Source organism: Spirillospora sp. CA-142024, from assembly GCF_050942325.1.
In the GTDB taxonomy this organism is placed as follows: Bacteria; Actinomycetota; Actinomycetes; order Streptosporangiales; family Streptosporangiaceae; genus Spirillospora.
Window position 1 is genome coordinate 1,395,804 of sequence record NZ_CP192077.1, and the last position, 16,476, is coordinate 1,412,279.

Below are 16,476 nucleotides of genomic sequence, written 5' to 3' on the forward strand. Positions count from 1 at the left end.
TCGCTGCGTAGAAGTGTTCGCGTCCCTGTGTGGTTCCCAGGAAACAACCGGGAGCCCGCGTATAATAGAATGATCGAGCCTTGGTTGCTCGGACGGATTCTTCCCGCACCCGGTGACGGGTGTCGGGGGTTGGTCGTTCGGTGGTTTTGGCGAGGGGGAAACACCCGGTCCCATCCCGAACCCGGAAGTTAAGCCCTTCAGCGCCGATGGTACTGCATGGGAGACTGTGTGGGAGAGTAGGACACCGCCGGACTCATATTATGGATAGGGCCCCGCCGACAAGGCGGGGCCCTTCCTCGTTTTGGATACTCTTTCCGCCATGGAGCGGATCATCACTCGCCATCTGCACGGCAGTGTGTGTGCCTACGAGCCGACCACGTCCCAGGCCGGAGAGCTTGATCCGGTGGCGGAGTTCCGGATCACCTCCGATGACGAAGTCCACGATCATGCGGTCACCGCTGAACTCCACAGAGCGTTGTACGCCACCAAACACGAAGTCGTCTGCATTGACCGGGGCGGCACCGAGCTATGGCGCTATGAATTCGTCCCCAGATCGAAGGAGAAGTACGGTCACTGGCCGAGTTGTGACTACTCCCTCGATGAATCTCTCGTCTGGGTATACCGCCCGGATGCCATGGCCGGCCGTGGCAACCCCGACATGTGGGTCGTCCTGGACGCCGGCTCAGGGAGCGTCGTAGCCCAGGCCGAGCTGGAAACGGCAGGACACGGCGCCACCAGCCTCAGGCATCCGAGCAGGTCCCACTTCATGCTTTCGGTCGGCGAAGGCCAGGACGGCTGCGTCGTCTACCGCGGTGCCCTCTCAGACGGCGCACTCCTCCTCGACCGGTATCCATGGGCCGACCGCTGTCCGATCGACATCTCGCCGGACGGTCGCCGCTTCATGAGCGTCGACCATGGCCAGTCCGACGTCCAGTTTCATGAATACCCCGGCGGCGAGGTCGTGCTGACCCTGCCCATCGAGGTCTTCGGGCACGGGCCTGAGGATGCCTACGTCGAATGGAGCGGCGGCTACCTGGACCCCGATACGGCGATCGTCACGGTCGGGGGCGAGACGGAAGACGAAGAGGACTGGCACCAGCACTACCTGGTGGATCTGCGGACAGGTGGTGTTCAGGACAGCCTCGATGCCCATTCCCGCAACGCTTACGACTTCGAGCCGCTGGGTGACGGCAGCTGGCTGACCTCGACCCCCGAAGGTCGGCCGATTCTCTGGCGGTACACGAAGCCGCAGTAGGCCCAGGAGCGCCCTCGGGTCATCGCGTCAGAAGTCGTCTCCGGCCAGGACGGTGTCGGCGTCGACGATGCGGTAGGCGTACCCCTGCTCGGCCAGGAACCGCTGCCGGTGGGCGGCATAGTCCTGGTCCAGGGTGTCGCGGGCGACGACGGCGTAGAACCGGGCCCCGGCGCCGGACGCCTTGGGCCGCAGCAGACGTCCCAGCCGTTGCGCCTCCTCCTGCCGTGACCCGAAGGCCCCCGACACCTGGACGGCGACAGAGGCCTCAGGCAGGTCGATGGAGAAGTTCGCCACCTTGGACACGACCAGGACGTCGATCTCACGTGCGCGGAAAGCGTCGAACAGGCGCTCCCGTTCACGCACACGCGTCTCGCCCTTGATGACGGGGGCGTCCAACAGCGACCCGAGCTCGTCCAACTGGTCGATGTACTGGCCGATGACCAGTGTCTGTTCTCCCCGGTGCCGGTCCACCAGCGCCTGGATGAGCTTGGTCTTGGTGTCCGTCGTGGCGCAGAAGCGGTAGCGCTCTTCCGGTTCGGCGGTCGCGTAGGCCAGACGTTCGGCGTCGGTGAGGGTGACGCGGACCTCGACGCAGTCGGCGGGTGCGATCCAGCCCTGCGCCTCCATGTCCTTCCAGGGCGCGTCGTAGCGCTTCGGCCCGATCAGCGAGAACACGTCGCCCTCGCGGCCGTCCTCCCGGACGAGGGTGGCGGTGAGGCCGAGACGGCGGCGGGCCTGCAGGTCGGCGGTCATCCGGAAGATCGGCGCGGGCAGCAGGTGGACCTCGTCGTAGACGACGAGCCCCCAGTCGCGGGCGTCGAAGAGCTCCAGGTGGGCGTAGGCGCCCTTCCGGCGCGTCGTCATGATCTGGTAAGTGGCGATGGTGACCGGCCGGATCTCCTTCTTCGTGCCGGTGTACTCGCCGATCTCGTCCTCGGTGAGGGACGTGCGCCGCAGAAGCTCCTGCTTCCACTGGTGCGCCGAGACGGTGTTGGTGACGAGGATCAGCGTGGTCGCCTGGGCGCGGGCCATGGCGGCGGCGCCCACGATGGTCTTGCCGGCGCCGCAGGGCAGGACGACGACGCCCGATCCGCCGTGCCAGAACGCCGTGGTGGCGTCCCGCTGGTAGGAGCGGAGCTCCCAGCCGTCCTCGACGAGGGAGATGGCGTGAGCCTCGCCGTCCACGTAGCCGGCGAGGTCCTCGGCGGGCCAGCCGAGCTTGAGCAGGGCCTGCTTGAGCGCGCCGCGTTCGCTCGGGTGGACGGCGACGGCGTCCTCGCCGACCCGGTCCCCGAGCATGCCCTTGATCTTCTTGGCCCGCAGCACCTCCTCCAGCACCGAGCGGTCGGAGGACGACAGGAGGAGCCCGTGCGCGGGGTCCTTCTCCAGCCGCAGCCGCCCGTACCGCGCCATCGTGTCGGCGACGTCCACGAGCAGCGCGTGCGGGACGGGGTACCGCGAGTACCGGATCAGCGTGTCGACGACCTGCTCGGCGTCGTGCCCGGCGGCACGCGCGTTCCACAGGGCGAGCGGCGTCACGCGGTAGGTGTGCATGTGCTCGGGGGCCCGTTCGAGCTCGGCGAACGGCGCGATGTCCTTGCGGCAGGCGTCGGCCAGTTCGTGGTCGACCTCCAGCAGCAGCGTCTTGTCGGACTGGACGATGAGCGGACCGTCGGTCAAAGCAGGAGCCCCCGTCGGATTTCGATGATCGATGCCTCGTCCGGACGCCGGGCACCGCTGCCGCACGCTACCCGAGCCGCGACGCCACGTCGCGCGTTCCATGCCGGACCGCAGGGTTCAACGCCCCGTCCGCCGCCTTTATTGCGCCGGTCTTCATGGCACCGGCGCACGCCGGTCAGATTCCGTCGGACGAGCTGTAGTCCGGGTCGGACGCCGTGACGCCGATGATGATGTAGATGATCAGGACGATGATCGCGATGAACACGGACGCGGCGAAGAGCGACCAGCTCCAGATCGTCAGCCTCCGGGCGGACGGCGGGTCGGTCTGGGTGCGGCCGAGGGCGACCGCGGCGGTGATGACGCCGGGAATGGCGACGATGTTGCAGCAGAGCAGGATCGCGACGGCGTTGCAGACGAGGGCGGCGATGGTGGAGCCGTTGCTCGGGGCCCCGTACGGGACGCCCGGGGGCCCGTAGCCGTATCCCGGCTGGCCGTAACCCGGCTGGGTGTATCCGGGCTGGCCGTAGCCGGGCTGGCTGTAGCCGTACCCCTGCCCCTGCCCGTACGTGCCGCCAGAGTCCCAGCCCTGCGATCCGCCATAGGGGTCGTCCCAGCCCGACGGCGGACGCCCTCCGTACCCGCTCATCGGGAGCCTCCTCACACCACTCGCCCGGACACGCTATCGGTCCGATGGGTCACAGGTTGGACCGTATGCGACGTTCGCCGGTTCCCGTCGTTTCCCGCGTCCGTTTCCGGACACCGAACACAGGCCCCGCTCCGGAGCGGCTATGAGGCGTCGTCGAGTTCGGAGACGCCGGTGATGCGGTGCAGGGCGAACCGGTGCACGGCGGCGCGGGTGGCGTCATAGCCGGTGAGGAAGCCGCCCTCGACGCGGACCGGCTCGACGATGCGGCTGGACGCCTGGCCCTGCTGGTCGAGGTAGCCGATCCAGACGCGTCCGCCGCGCTCGACGGCGGCGCGGAGCCGCTCGATGGTGGCCATCGCGGGGGAGCGGGGCGGCTCGCCGGACGGGGCCTGCCGGGCGTGCTCGGCGCCGTGCAGGGCGGCCTCGTCCCCGGCGCGCAGCGCCCGCACCGCGGCGATGATCATCGAGGCGTCGGTGCGGGAGTCGGGGCGCAGCCGGACGATCTCGGCGGTCGGCGGCGGCTCGGCGCGCTGCGCGTCCGGCCGGGTCACGATCACGCCGCCGCCGGGGGCCTCGGCGACCGGGGCGAGGCCCATGGCGCGCAGCCCGTCGAGCAGGTCGGCGCGCTGCAGCCCGGACGCGAGGACGGTCGGGGCGAGGCGGTGCAGTCGCAGCGGGCCGGCGCGGCGGTCGGCGAGGATCTCGTCGAGGGTGGCGGGCGAGTCGGTCCGCACGTAGGACGAGAGCGCGCCGACGCGCAGGTGCCCGTGCCGGCGGGCCACGTCGTCGATCAGATAGCCGAGCGGCTGCGGGAGCGGGGTCGCCGAATGCCGGGTGAGGAGGTCGGTGACGTCGGCGGCGGTCCGCCCGGCGTCCAGGGCCCGGCGGATCGACTCGGGGGTGAAGCGGTACACGGTGGCGCCGCCGGTGGACTCGACGTCGGCGGCGAGCGCGAGCTCCCGGGCGAGGTCGGTGACCAGCGGGCCGGGCGCGATCGCGGTCAGGTCGGCCTGGATGACGATCTGGTCGACGGGCGCGGGAAGGTACTTCTCCAGCCCCGGTTCGGGGTCGTCGCCGGCGAGCAGCTCGCGGGCGAAGGGGGCCAGCTCACCAAAGCCGGTGAGGCCGAGGGCGGCGGCCTCGCGGAGCGTCCAGCCGAGGAGCCGGTCGCGGGTCGGGCCGCCGCGGCGGGGCCGCAGCCACGCGAGCCGGGTGCGGAGCGCGTCCTCGTCGACGACGACGCCGCGGCCCGCGCCCGCGAGGACGTCCAGGATCGCCCGGCGGGTGGCCGGCGCGCTGCTGCGCACCATCGCCTCGCTGAGCGCGTTGATGAGCCGGTCGCGGTCGTCGCGTTCCCCGGCGAGGCCGGCGGCGCGGTCGGACTTCAGCCAGCCGCGGGCCAGTTCCGTCCAGCGGCCGGCGGTGTCGCGCATCAGCCACAGGTCGTAGGCGGGGGTGGGCAGCCATTCGCCGTCGAGGTCGCCGCTGCGGGTCAGCAGGCCCGCGGCGCACGCGACCTCGACGAGGAGCGCCGCCTTCCATTCCGGGACGTCCAGGAGCATCGCGGCGGCGCGCAGGTCGCGGACGGCGAGGCCGCCGCTGCGCAGCACGGGAGGCGGATCCAGGCCCCAGCGCTCCAGCAGTTCCTCGGTGAGCCGGACGGCGTTGAACGCCTCGCCGGCGGCGGCGCGGACCAGGACGTCCTCCCGGCGCGGCTCCGTGGCCGAGGTGAGCGGGGGCGGCTCCGCCGGGACGTCGCGGAACAGCCGGCCGCCGCGCAGATGCAGCGCGACCTCCCGGGGCAGCGTGACCGTGCGGTCGTCCTCGGCGGCGAGCAGGCCGCGCGCGAGGAGCCGCTCGATCGGGGTCGTCGCGGTGTCGGTCCGCACGGGCCGGCGCGCGTCGGCGACCCGCCCGACCGGCGGGCCCCAGGCGAGCTGGTCGAGGGCGGCGCGGGCGTCGGGCCCTGCGTCGTCGATCAGAGCGCCTGGGTCGGCGAGCAGCTCGGTGAGCCGGCGCAGGAGCCGTGCGGCGTCGGCGAACCCGCGCGGCTCCTCGCCGTCCAGGTCGGTGATCAGATCGGTGAGCCGCTCGGTTGAGTAGCCCGCGAAGACCTCCCGCACGGGCGGTCCGAGCCCGGCCGGATGCGGCAGGGCCTGCCGGACGCCGGGTGCCGTGTTCGGCGTGTCGTCCCCCCAGGCCAGCCCGTACCGGCGGAGCGTGCCGAGCGCGTCGGCGGCCTGGCCGGGTGCGGCGTCGAGGGTGGCGGCCAGCGCGTCCGGCCCGGCCGGTGCGGGCAGGACGAGGAGCGCCTCCAGGACGGCGAGTGTGAAACGGTCCAGCCGGTCGAGCGCGCGGGACACCGCGGCGGGCGTCGCGGCACGGGCGGCGAGGGCGGTCAGGTCGGCGGGGACGGGGGCGAGCAGCTCGGGACGCGCGGACAGCAGCGCGCGAAGCTCGTCATCGCCTCGCGCGCGCAGCCAGTCCGCATACGTTTCCATCCGTTCCCCAACTTTATGTGGCGTGCGCGCCGCCGGTGCGCAGGCCCTCAAGAGTAGAAGCCCGCGCGCGACGGGGAACAGGGATGGCGCAGGTCAGGTGGCGGGAGTGCGTTCCAGGTGCACCAGCCCGAGCCCCAGGCGCGCCCAGCTCTCCACGAACCGCTTCTCGTCGATGCGGGTCGGCGGCTCGTACATCGACTCGTTCGCCAGCCAGTAGTTCACCACCGCGCCGCCGAGGATCGCCGCGACGGCCGGCCAGTCCTCGTCCACGCCCTCGAACTCCGGCTGGGCCGACAGCCAGGTCGCGATCCCGTCGTAGAGCGGGTTGACGATGCCCTCGCGCATCTCCGCGACGAGGTTCGGGAACTGGTCGAGGTCGCGGAACAGCACCCGGATGAGGTCCTGTTCCTCGCGCATCTTCGCGAGCCCGGCCTGGCACGTCATCCGCAGCCGGATCTCCAGCGGACGGCCCTCGAACGCGGTCGCCTGCACGAGCACGTCGCTGATCTGCCGGCGGGTCCGCTCGATGTGTTCGCGGATGGCGGACGCGAGCACCTCCTCCTTCGACCGGAAGTGCCGGTAGAGACCGCCCGCGCCCGGCGACAGCCCGGCCGCCGCCTCGATCTCCGCGACGGACGTCGCCGCGTAGCCCCGCTCGGCGAACAACCGGAGCGACTCGGCCACGATGCGCTCGCGCGTAGATGTCGTCATGGTGATGAAATCCTCCGCAAGAACACTAAGGCATCTTCGACCGGCCGGGGCGCCGCCTGACGTCGCGGCGCGCCCGAATCCCCGATGCGGCTCCTACCGGGCCGGGGGCGACTAGAGTTCCTTCGTCCGCGCCCTATCGCCGGGAGGGGCGTTGTCGGAAAGGTCGGCGATGTTCAAGTCTCCGCGGAAGGCGGCCGACGGGGCCTTCCTGCCCGAGGACTTCGTGGTGCCCACCCTGGTGGCCGGGCCCGACTTCCAGATCCGCCCGATCACCGTGCACGACGTGGTCAAGGACTACGGCGCCGTGATGGGCAGCCTGGACCGGCTGGCCGGCCGGTTCGGGCCCGAGTGGGGCTGGCCCGACCGTGAGTTCACGTTCGAGCAGGCCCTGATCGACGTCGCGTGGCTGCAGAAGCAGGGGCAGCTGCGCCGCTCGTTCAGCTACGTCGTGATCACGCCGGACGGGGAGCGGCAGCTCGGCCGTATCCACGTCGCCCCGTCCGACGAGGCCGGGGCGGACGCCGTCGTGGTCTTCTGGGTGCGTGCGGACGAGGAGAACTCCGCCCTGGACAAGGAACTGGAGGAGTTCGTCCGCACGTGGGTCACCACGGCGTGGCCCTTCGACACGGTCCGCTTCCCCGGCCGCGACTAGCGCAGGCGGCGGACCAGGCCGACGAGGATGCGGCCGAACACCAGGTAGACGAGGGCGGCCAGGCCGTAGTTGACGGCGACCTCGACCTTGTGGTCCTGGGGCTGGAAGACGTCCTTGAACTGCCAGCACAGGTCGGTGGCCCGTTCGCCGAACCAGCGGACGAGGTCGTTGCCCGTGTTGGCCTCGAACGCCACGAACACGATGTGCACGGCCAGGACCAGCACGACGAGCGTGGTCACGACGGAGATCACCGTGGCGAGCAGGCCGACGGCTCGGCGGCGGGCCGTGGCGGCGCCGGCCGTGAGCCGCCGCGTGCGCGGGGCGCGGTGATCACCGCCGGGCTCGGTCTGGGTCTCTGCCATCTGCGGCCTCCTTCACCGGGGGACTCCGGCGGCGCGGGCGGTGATCGTCCTTGGGGCGGGGGTGGTTTGTTCGGGTGCTGTGTTTTCCCTGGTCACCTGGTTTACGGCCGGGGGCCCGGGTATATCCGCAGCACGGTCCCGCGCTCTCCTACTCGGATCCCGTCGCATCGCCACTACCAGGAGAGCGCGGGTCCTCGCGTGTGTCCAGCCCCTTACCCTAGGGGGGTGCTCGACGTTGATCTCCCGAAATCTCCTGACATCGACTTCGCTGTCGGGTTCGACCTCGATCTGACCCTCGCCGACACCCGGGCCGGCATCAGCGCCGTCTACGCGTCCCTCGCCGCGGAGACGGGCGTCCCGATCGACACCGACCTGGTGGTGCGGCGCATCGGCCCTCCGCTGGAGGAGGAGCTCGCGTACTGGTTCCCGCCGGACGAGGTGCCCGTGATGGCGGCGCGCTACCGGGCGATCTACGCCGACGTCGCGGTCCCGGCGACCCTCCCCATGCCGGGTGCCGTCGAAGCCCTCGACGCAGTACGGGCCAGGGGCGGGCGCGTGGTGGTGGTCTCGGGCAAGAACCAGGCCGACACCGAGCGCACCGTGCGGTTCCTCGGGCTGGAGGCCGACGCCGTGGTGGGCGGCCTGTTCGGCGCGGACAAGGGCGGCGCCCTGCGCGCGCACGGCGCCTGCGCGTACATCGGCGACCACACCGGCGACGTGGACGCCGCCCGGGCCGCGTCGGCGGTCGCGGTGGCCGTGGCGACCGGCTCGTACGACTCGGCGGCCCTCGCGGCCTACGGAGCCGACGTCGTCCTGCCGGACCTGCTGGCCTTCCCCGAATGGCTCGGCGGGTTCCGGACGGCCTGAGCTGCGGACCGATATTCGGATGCCGTGCCGGGACGTCCGGGATAGCTTCTAACCCGTTGCCCCGCAGGCGTCGCGGGGGCACCCGGCGTGTTCACCGGCCCGCGGCGAGGCACTAATCTTGGGGTCGATTTCAGGACGATTACCGAACGAGGTCTCCGGTGCCGACTGGCAAGGTCAAGTGGTACGACTCCGACAAGGGGTTCGGCTTCCTCACCCGCGACGACGGCGGTGAGGTCTTCGTGCACTCGTCGGCGCTCCCGGGCGGGGTCACGACGCTGCGGCCGGGCCAGCGCATCGAGTTCGGCGTGGTCGAGGGACGCCGCGGCCAGCAGGCACTCCAGGTCCGGGTGCTGGAGACGCTGCCGTCGGTGGAGAAGACCATCGCCAAGCAGCGGCGCAAGAAGCCGGACGAGATGGTCGTCATCACCGAGGACCTGATCAAGCTGCTGGACGGGATCTCCAACACCTACCGGCGCGGCAAGCACCCCGCCCCGGCGGAGGCCAAGAAGATCGCCACCGTCCTGCGCGCCGTCGCCGACGACCTGTCCCCCTGATCACCGGGCCGCGCCTCAGGTGTGCATCTCGGGGCGGGGGTCCTTGATCGTGGTGGGGCGGCCGGGATGGTGCTCCCGGTGGTGCGTGCCGGCCTGACGGGACAGCAGGAGGCCGAAGGCGAGGGCCAGCGCCGCCGCCACGACCGCCAGCGCGACCCGTCCGTCCGCGACGATCGACATGCCCAGGCCGAGCAGTCCGCCGAGCACCCAGCTCAGCTGATGGAGCGTCTCCGACACGGCGAACGTGGACGAGCGCATCTCCTCGCCGATCTCGCGCTGCACGACCGCGTCCATGGACAGCTTGCCGAGCACCTGGCCGAGACCGGCCGCGGTCGCCACGGCGAGGGCCGCCCAGAGCCCGAAGAACGCGGCGCCGGCGGCGGTCACGACGGTCACGGACGCCAGCGTCGCCGACACGATGAACCGGGGCGCGCGCGCCTTCATCCAGGCGCCCAGCGCGGTGCCGATCAGCCCGCCCGCTCCCGCGCACGCCGCCAGCAGGCCGAGCGCGACGTGGTGCGACACCGGGTCGAACCGTTCCTGCCGCAGCAGGAACGCCAGGTAGATGATCAGGAAGCCGGAGAACGCGCGGAGCGCCGCGTTCGCCTGCATCGCCTCCGCGACGACCGGGCCGACGCGCGGCAGGGCCCGCCACAGCCGGCGGGGTTTCCCGGAGGTGTCCCGCGCCGGTTCCGCTTCCGGGACGTCCACGTGCCGGGGGAGGCGCATGGTGAACACGATGCCCAGCAGGAACACGACCGTGCCGATGCGCAGCACCCAGCCGGCCCCGATCAGGACGGCGAGACCGGCCCCGATCGGCGCCGTGATCGACGCGGCGATCAGCCCGGCGAACGACGAGCGCGCGTTCGCCGTCACCAGCGTGATCTCGTCCGGCAGGACGCGCGGGGTGACCGCCGCCCGCAGCACCCCGAACGCCTTCGACAGCACGAGCACCCCGAACGCGGCCGGCAGGAACGTGACCTGGTCGCCGTGCGGGAGCGCGCTCGCCATCGCCCAGCACAGCAGCGCCCGCATCACGAACGTGCTCGCGATCGCGTACCGGCGGACGTGCCGGGCGCGGTCCAGGGCCGGGCCGATCAGCGGCGCCACGAGCGCGAACGGCGCCATCGTGACGACGAGGTAGAGGGCGACCTGGCCGCGCGCCTGGTTGACGTCCAGGCCGAAGAACAGGGTTCCCGCCAGGGCGACCGTGACCAGCGCGTCCCCGGCGGAGTTGAACGCCGACGACTCGATCAGGCTGCCGAGCCCGCTGCGCCCGGCGCCCTGCGCGTGCGTGACGCGGCGGGTGAGCCGTCCCGTCCCCAGCACGGCCGAGCGGGCGCCGCGGCACGCCCGCGCCGCACCACCGGCGACGGCGCGTACGGACCGACCCGCCCGTGTGCGGTCTCCCATGCGCGCTGATCTCTCCCCTGCGGTCGTCCCGGCTCTTCGTCGAGGCATGGACCTTGGAGTGGCTCAATTGAGAGTACGTTCCCCGCTGGGATGCGGGCTCACCTCACTGACGCCCCGGGCTCGTGCCCGGCCACGTGCTCGCATGGGCGAGAATTGACGTGTGAGCCCACAGCGTCAGTCCAGCCCCGCGCGTCCGGCCGCCGCGCGCCCCGCCTCCGGGACCGCCCGCCGGACCCGTACGCCCGCCATCGACACCGCCTGCGCCGAGGCCGTCGACCTGGCCCGCGAGGCCGCCGCCGACACCGCCCGGCCCGGCCGGATCGGCGAGCACCTCGGCGTGCGCGCCGACGGGGACCGCGTGGTCACGCACTACTTCACGTGCCTCGACGCCGCGTACACGGGCTGGCGCTGGGCCGTCACCGTGACCCGTGCGTCGCGCGCCAAGGCGGTCACGGTCAGCGAATGCGTCCTGCTGCCCGGCGACGACGCCCTCCTCGCGCCGCCGTGGGTGCCGTGGCTGGAGCGGCTGCGCCCCGGCGACCTCGGCCCCGGCGATCTGCTGCCGACCGCGCCCGACGACGTCCGGCTCGCCCCCGGCTTCACGCAGGTGGACGAGACCACCGACCGCGAGGCGCAGTGGGAGCTCGGCCTCGGCCGGGTCCGGGTGCTGTCCCGGGAGGGCCGGGACGAGGCCGCCACCCGCTGGTACGACGGCGTCGCCGGCCCGCGCGCCCCGATCGCCGCGTCCGCGCCCGCCCAGTGCTCCACCTGCGGCTTCTTCGTCGCCCTCGCGGGCGAGCTGCGGCAGGTCTTCGGCGTCTGCGCCAACGAGTACGCCCCCGACGACGGCCGCGTCGTCTCCGCCGACCACGGCTGCGGCGCCCACTCCGAGGCCGTGTCCCTTCCGGCCGTGTCCGAGCACAACCCGCCGGTCATCGACGAACTGGGCTACGAGATCGTCCCGCCGAGTGGTGACGAGGACGCCGCGTCACTGGACGACGAGGCTCTCGGCCACAGCTGATCCCATGGAGGACGTGTTCGGCGCCGGGGACCTGCGTGAGCGCGTGCTGCGCGCCTGGGCCGAGTCGCCGGCGCGGTTCCGCGAGGACGCCAACGCCGAAGAGGACCACGCCCTTGGCGGCTACCGCGATCGCGTCGTCATCGAGCTTGCCCAGAACGCCGCCGATGCCGCGCTCCGTGCCGCTGCCCCCGGCCGCCTCCGCCTGACCCTCCGCACCGATGGCCGGCCGGTGCTGATGGCGGCGAACACGGGTGCGCCGCTGGACGCCGTCGGCGTGGAGGCCCTCTCCACGCTTCGCGCCTCCGCCAAACGCGACGAGACCGAAGCGGTCGGCCGCTTCGGCGTGGGCTTCGCCGCCGTCGTCGCCGTGACCGACGAACCGTCCATCGCGTCCGGGGCGGCGGGGGTCGGGTGGTCCCTGGAGCGGGCTCGGGGGCTGACCGAGGCGATTCCGGGGCTTGGTGACGAACTTCAGCGGCGGGGCGGACATGTTCCGTTGCTGCGGTTGCCGTTCGCCTTGGATGAGCCGCCCGAGGTTCCGGACGGGTTCGACACCGTTGTGCGGTTGCCGTTGAGGGACGACGCGGTCGGGTCAGTCCGGCGGCAGCTGGGGCAGGTCGGGGCTGTGCTGATGCTGGCCTTGCCGGCCCTGGAGCGCGTTGAGATCGATGTCGACGGGGACGTCCGGACGCTGACCGCCGAGCATCGCCAGCCGGGCGAGGTGGCGATCGACGGGGGTGTGTGGCGGACGGTCGAGGCGCATGGGGAGATTCCCGCGGCGCTTCTGGAAGACCGTCCGGTGGAGGAACGGGGACGGCCCTTCTGGCAGGTGCGGTGGGCCCTGCCAGAGGACGGGCTTCCTGAGGGCACGCCGAGTGTTCTGCACGCGCCCACGCCCAGCGACGAACGGCTTGATCTGCCCGCGTTGCTCATTGGGTCGTTTCCACTCGCGCCTGATCGGAGGCATGTTGCGCCAGGGGCGCTGACCGAGTTCCTCGTGGACCGGGCTGCGGACGCCTACGTGAGGTTGTTGAGCGAGCTGCCCGTTTCGCCGAAGGTGCTCGGGCTCGTCCCAGGGCCGGTCGGTGCGGGGGAACTCGACGCGCGGATTCGGCGGGGGATCCGGGAGCGGCTTCCGGAGGCGCCCTTGCTGCCCCACCGCACGCGCGGGCGGGACGCGATCGCCGTGGACGCGCCGGCCGCGTTCGTCGGCGCCCTCGGCGGCGAGGACGCCGTGGTCGGCGGCCTGCTGCCGCCGGAGTGGCCCGCTCGGAGCCCGGCGCTGGCCGCGCTCGGGGTCCGGCGGGTGGAACTGGCAGACGTCGTCGATGAGCTGGCCGCTGTGGACCGGGAACCCGCGTGGTGGCACCGGATGTACGAAGCGCTGGCGGGAGCCGCCACGGACGCTCTGGGGGCCTTGCCGGTGCCGTTGGCTGGCGACGCGGGTCGTCTGGTGCGAGGACCGCGGGGGTTGTTGATCGCGGATGGCGTCGATCCGGCGGGATCGGACGCGCTGGGCCTGCGATTCGTCCATCCGGAGGCCGTGCATCCGCTGCTGCTCCGGCTCGGGGCGGTCGAGGCGGGGCCGCGGGCCGTGCTCGCGGACGCGGCCGTGCGTGCGGCCGTCGCGGATTCGTTCGAGGCCGAGGATCCGGACGCGGTCGCCGAGGCCGTCCTGGGGCTGGCCGCGGCCGCGCACGTCGATCCCGGTGACGAGCCCTGGCTGGCCGAACTGGCTCTGCCGGGGGACGACGGTGAGCTCTACCCGGCGGGTGAGTTGCTCCTGCCGGAGAGCCCGCTGCGGGGCCTCATGGCCGAGGACGCGCCGTTCGGCGTGGTGGACGGCGAGACGCTGGAGCGGTGGGGTCCGGAGACGCTCACGGCTATCGGCGTCTTGGACGGGTTCGCCCTCGCCAAGGCCGAGGACGTGAATCTCATGGGCCTAGCCGACGAGGCCGAGACCCTGGAACTCGACGACGAGGATCTGTGGGCGGACGACGTGCTGCGGCGCATCGGCGCCCAGGACCTTCCCCCGCTCGTTCCCGAGTTCGCGGCCGTCCGCGATCTGGAACTCGTGGACGACTGGACGGCCGCGCTCAAGGTTCTCGCCGAACCGCCATGGCGGGCCGCGATCGTGGATCCCGCCCACGTCATGCTGCACAACGGTATGCGCGTCGCCGTCCCGTCGTACACGGCGTGGTGGCTGAGTCGTCGCCCGGTCCTGGACGGCCGTAGACCCGGTGAGTTTCGGCTAGGTGGCGACGAGTCCCTGACAGGCCTCTACGACGTCGCGCCAGAAGGCTTGGACGAGCGGCTCCTGCTTGCTCTGGGTGTGCGCACGTCGCTCACGGACCTGCTCGACGAGCCCAGGGGCGCCCAAGAGCTGATCGACCGGCTCGGTGACCCTGACCGATCCGTGAGGCGCGCTCAGTTGGGCGTGCTGTGGACGGCCTTGGCGGACGCCCCAGAGGCAGTCGTTGAGCCGCCCGACCGTGTGCGTGCGGTCGTGGACGGCGAAGTCGAGGTCGTCGACGCTGCGGACGCCCTCGTCCTGGACAGCCCCGACGTCCTGCCTCTCCTCCAAGGGCAACCGCTCATCATCGCCGCGCAGGGCAGGGAGGTGCGGCTGGCCGAAATGCTCGACCTGCCCCTTGCGGGCGACGAGGTGCCGGGAGTGGTCGAGTCGGAGGGCGAAAAGCGTCCGGTGCCAGGTTTCGTCAAGGCCGTCCTGCCGGATGCCCCCGCCGGCTACCTCGCGCATGAGCGCCTGACCGTCGACGGCCAGAACGTCCCGTGGTGGACGAGGGACGGCCAGATCCACGCGAGCAACGTCAGTGGCCTGGCACGAGCACTCGCATGGTCCACGGGGCACTGGACCGACCGGCTCCTGCTGGAGGCCGTCCTACGCGACCCTGAAACCCTGCCGATGCTGCTGGCCGAAGACGACCTGGAGCCCTAGCCGGCCGTTCCGCGCTTGGCGGCGCGGTCGGCCTCCTGCCGGGCCCGCCCGGCCTGGAGCCTGGGGGTGTACCACATGGCGAACAGGCCGATCGCGACGCCGGCACCGCACACCCACAGCCACCACCGGTCGCCGGACGGCAGCCCGACGATGAGCAGCACGACGAGGGCCACCGCCCAGGCGGCCGTGCCCGCGGCCGCGATGCGGACGTCGTTGGTCTGCATCGGCGGGGGGTCCGGGCGGCGCGGAGGGGTCATGGGATCAGGCTACGTGGCGGCCTTGGGCCAGACCTCCGATGACCATGGTGATGAGAAGCTCATAACTGGCCTCCAGGTCCGCGGGCAGCCCGAAGCCGCCCGCCGCCTCCAGGACGGCGAACCCGTGCACGGCCGAGCGCAGGCAGCGGGCGGCGTGCACGAGCTCCGGGCCCTCCAGCGCATAGCCGCGCAGAGCCCCGTACAGGATGTTCAGGATGCGTTCCGCCGCGGCGTCGGACGCGGTGGAGTCGTCCTGGGCGGCCGTCTGCTCCATCGCGCCGTAGCGGTCCGGATGCTCCACCACATAGGACCGGTAGGCGTACATGAGCGCCCGGACGGCGTCGTCGCCGGACCGTCCCAGCGCCGCCTCCCCGAGCCGTCCGGCCAGCTCTTCCAGCACGCGCGCGGTGACCAGGTGTCGCAACTCGGCGAGATTGCGGACATGCTTGTAGAGGGAGGGCGTCGCGACCCCTGCCCTTCCCGCCACCGCCGCCAGCGTGAGGGCACCGGGACCCCCGGCGTCCACGACGGCGACGGCGGCGTCCACGACCGCGTCCGGCGACAGTCCCGCACGGGGCATTCCGATCCTCCTTTAATATCGCTAGCCTAGAGGCTAATGGCCTTAGTGAGAGTGTCAAGCGGCGGCGTGGCAGCATGGGCAGCAGCACGGGAGACCAATGACGATGACCACCCCACCGATCCGGGGCCGCACGGCGTCCGCGCCGGGCCTGGCCGAGGAGCTGCGCATCTCGATCGCGCGGCTCTCGCGCAGGCTGCGTACGCTGCGGCCGTCCGCGGCGGGCGACGGCGGCCCGAGCCCGCTCTCGCTCACGCAGTTCGCCGCGCTCGCCGCCATCGAGCGGCACGGGTCGATGACACCGCGCGAGCTGGCCGACCACGAGAAGGTGCAGCCGCCGTCGATGACCCGTGTGATCGCCTACCTGGAGGAACGGGGCCTGGTCGCGCGCAGCCCGCATCCGACGGACGGGCGCCAGGTCGTGCTGAACGCGACCGAGGAGGGCGCCGCCCTGCTCGCGGACGAACGGCGCCGCAAGGAGGCGTGGCTCGCCCAGCGGCTCGGCGAGCTGACCGACGACGAGCGGGAGATCCTCCGCCGGGCCGCTCCGGTCATCGACAAGCTCAGCCGTTCCTGACCTCGCGGCGGGATTCGGGTGGCCCGCCGGTGTGATCGTCCGGATATGCCCTTGCCGGAATGCGGCCGCTCCGATTACCGTTAGCCTTGGTAATGACTTCTGCTAACGAAGGCCCCGACGAACCGGAGGGGACCGCGACGCGCGGCCCTCACGGCCGGCGGCCCGTACACCCGCCCCGGACCGCCGCCGCCAAGCCGTCCCCCGTGACCGCGCCTCCCGCCCGCCCCCGCCGCCGTCGCCCCGCGGCCCCCCACCCGAGCGCCCACACCCCACCCCGCCCCACCCCCTACGCGCCCGCCGACACTTCCGCGCCGCCCGCCGATTCCACCCCGCCCGCCGATTCCACCCCGCCCGCCGATTCCACCCCGCCCGCCGATTCCGCGCCGCTTGGCGAGGTTGCGCCGCCCGCCGATTCCGCGCCGCCTGGCGAGGTCGCGCCGCCTG

Annotated in this window: 15 protein-coding genes and 1 rRNA gene; 8 read left to right on the forward strand and 8 right to left on the reverse strand. The window is 72.4% G+C overall.

Annotated features, from left to right (window positions below; genetic code table 11):
* The first annotated feature begins 136 nt into the window (after nt 1-136).
* A 5S ribosomal RNA gene (gene rrf / locus ACQPZP_RS06920) occupies nt 137-253 on the forward strand.
* A gap of 66 nt (nt 254-319) precedes the next feature.
* Nucleotides 320-1,255 carry a hypothetical protein gene (locus ACQPZP_RS06925; protein ID WP_433476801.1) on the forward strand — a complete coding sequence of 312 codons (936 nt, stop codon included), beginning with the start codon at nt 320-322 and terminating at the stop codon, nt 1,253-1,255.
* A gap of 27 nt (nt 1,256-1,282) precedes the next feature.
* Here ACQPZP_RS06925 and ACQPZP_RS06930 read toward each other — a convergent pair whose 3' ends face one another.
* The 4 genes from ACQPZP_RS06930 to ACQPZP_RS06945 all read right to left on the reverse strand — a co-directional run bounded on the left by ACQPZP_RS06930 (nt 1,283) and on the right by ACQPZP_RS06945 (nt 6,793).
* Entirely contained in the window at nt 1,283-2,935 is a 1,653-nt protein-coding gene (locus tag ACQPZP_RS06930; RefSeq protein WP_433466768.1) for a DNA repair helicase XPB, read from the reverse strand.
* Nucleotides 2,936-3,110: 175 nt separating this feature from the next.
* A complete protein-coding gene (locus tag ACQPZP_RS06935) occupies nt 3,111-3,581 on the reverse strand; it encodes a hypothetical protein (protein ID WP_433476802.1) in 471 nt (156 codons plus the stop codon).
* A 140-nt stretch (nt 3,582-3,721) separates the two neighbouring features.
* Entirely contained in the window at nt 3,722-6,082 is a 2,361-nt protein-coding gene (locus ACQPZP_RS06940) for a helicase-associated domain-containing protein (protein ID WP_433476803.1), read from the reverse strand.
* 93 nt (nt 6,083-6,175) lie between these two features.
* On the reverse strand, nt 6,176-6,793 hold the full coding sequence (locus tag ACQPZP_RS06945) for a TetR/AcrR family transcriptional regulator (RefSeq protein ID WP_433466771.1): 618 nt from the start codon (nt 6,791-6,793) through the stop codon (nt 6,176-6,178).
* Nucleotides 6,794-6,962: 169 nt separating this feature from the next.
* Between ACQPZP_RS06945 and ACQPZP_RS06950 the strand changes: the two genes are divergently transcribed.
* The gene (locus ACQPZP_RS06950; RefSeq protein WP_433476804.1) at nt 6,963-7,445 is read left to right on the forward strand and encodes a GNAT family N-acetyltransferase; all 483 of its coding nucleotides are present in this window, start codon (nt 6,963-6,965) and stop codon (nt 7,443-7,445) included.
* On the opposite strand, the gene ACQPZP_RS06955 is transcribed toward ACQPZP_RS06950, so the two are convergent.
* Nucleotides 7,442-7,807: a hypothetical protein gene (locus ACQPZP_RS06955; RefSeq protein ID WP_433476805.1), complete on the reverse strand. Its 366-nt coding sequence runs from the start codon at nt 7,805-7,807 to the stop codon at nt 7,442-7,444. The two genes, ACQPZP_RS06950 and ACQPZP_RS06955, sit on opposite strands and share 4 nt — an antisense overlap.
* Nucleotides 7,808-8,032: 225 nt before the next feature.
* Between ACQPZP_RS06955 and ACQPZP_RS06960 the strand changes: the two genes are divergently transcribed.
* Together ACQPZP_RS06960 and ACQPZP_RS06965 are read left to right on the forward strand one after the other, a co-directional pair.
* Nucleotides 8,033-8,674, forward strand: a complete 642-nt coding sequence (locus tag ACQPZP_RS06960) for an HAD family hydrolase (RefSeq protein ID WP_433476806.1) — start codon at nt 8,033-8,035, stop codon at nt 8,672-8,674.
* Nucleotides 8,675-8,832: 158 nt separating this feature from the next.
* Nucleotides 8,833-9,228, forward strand: a complete 396-nt coding sequence (locus ACQPZP_RS06965; RefSeq protein WP_433476807.1) for a cold-shock protein — start codon at nt 8,833-8,835, stop codon at nt 9,226-9,228.
* Between the two features lie 15 nt (nt 9,229-9,243).
* Here ACQPZP_RS06965 and ACQPZP_RS06970 read toward each other — a convergent pair whose 3' ends face one another.
* Nucleotides 9,244-10,641, reverse strand: coding sequence for an MFS transporter (locus ACQPZP_RS06970; protein WP_433476808.1), 1,398 nt, complete (start codon nt 10,639-10,641; stop codon nt 9,244-9,246).
* 277 nt (nt 10,642-10,918) lie between these two features.
* Between ACQPZP_RS06970 and ACQPZP_RS06975 the strand changes: the two genes are divergently transcribed.
* Together ACQPZP_RS06975 and ACQPZP_RS06980 are read left to right on the forward strand one after the other, a co-directional pair.
* Nucleotides 10,919-11,662: a DUF3027 domain-containing protein gene (locus ACQPZP_RS06975; protein WP_433479561.1), complete on the forward strand. Its 744-nt coding sequence runs from the start codon at nt 10,919-10,921 to the stop codon at nt 11,660-11,662.
* A gap of 4 nt (nt 11,663-11,666) precedes the next feature.
* Nucleotides 11,667-14,621, forward strand: a complete 2,955-nt coding sequence (locus tag ACQPZP_RS06980; RefSeq protein ID WP_433476809.1) for a sacsin N-terminal ATP-binding-like domain-containing protein — start codon at nt 11,667-11,669, stop codon at nt 14,619-14,621.
* On the opposite strand, the gene ACQPZP_RS06985 is transcribed toward ACQPZP_RS06980, so the two are convergent.
* Together ACQPZP_RS06985 and ACQPZP_RS06990 are read right to left on the reverse strand one after the other, a co-directional pair.
* Nucleotides 14,618-14,878, reverse strand: a complete 261-nt coding sequence (locus ACQPZP_RS06985; protein ID WP_433476810.1) for a DUF2530 domain-containing protein — start codon at nt 14,876-14,878, stop codon at nt 14,618-14,620. The genes ACQPZP_RS06980 and ACQPZP_RS06985 overlap by 4 nt on opposite strands.
* Nucleotides 14,879-14,882: 4 nt before the next feature.
* The gene (locus ACQPZP_RS06990; protein WP_433476811.1) at nt 14,883-15,458 is read right to left on the reverse strand and encodes a TetR-like C-terminal domain-containing protein; all 576 of its coding nucleotides are present in this window, start codon (nt 15,456-15,458) and stop codon (nt 14,883-14,885) included.
* Between the two features lie 103 nt (nt 15,459-15,561).
* On the opposite strand from ACQPZP_RS06990, the gene ACQPZP_RS06995 reads away from it, so the two are divergent.
* Nucleotides 15,562-16,032: a MarR family transcriptional regulator gene (locus ACQPZP_RS06995; protein WP_433476812.1), complete on the forward strand. Its 471-nt coding sequence runs from the start codon at nt 15,562-15,564 to the stop codon at nt 16,030-16,032.
* The last annotated feature ends 444 nt before the right edge of the window (nt 16,033-16,476 follow it).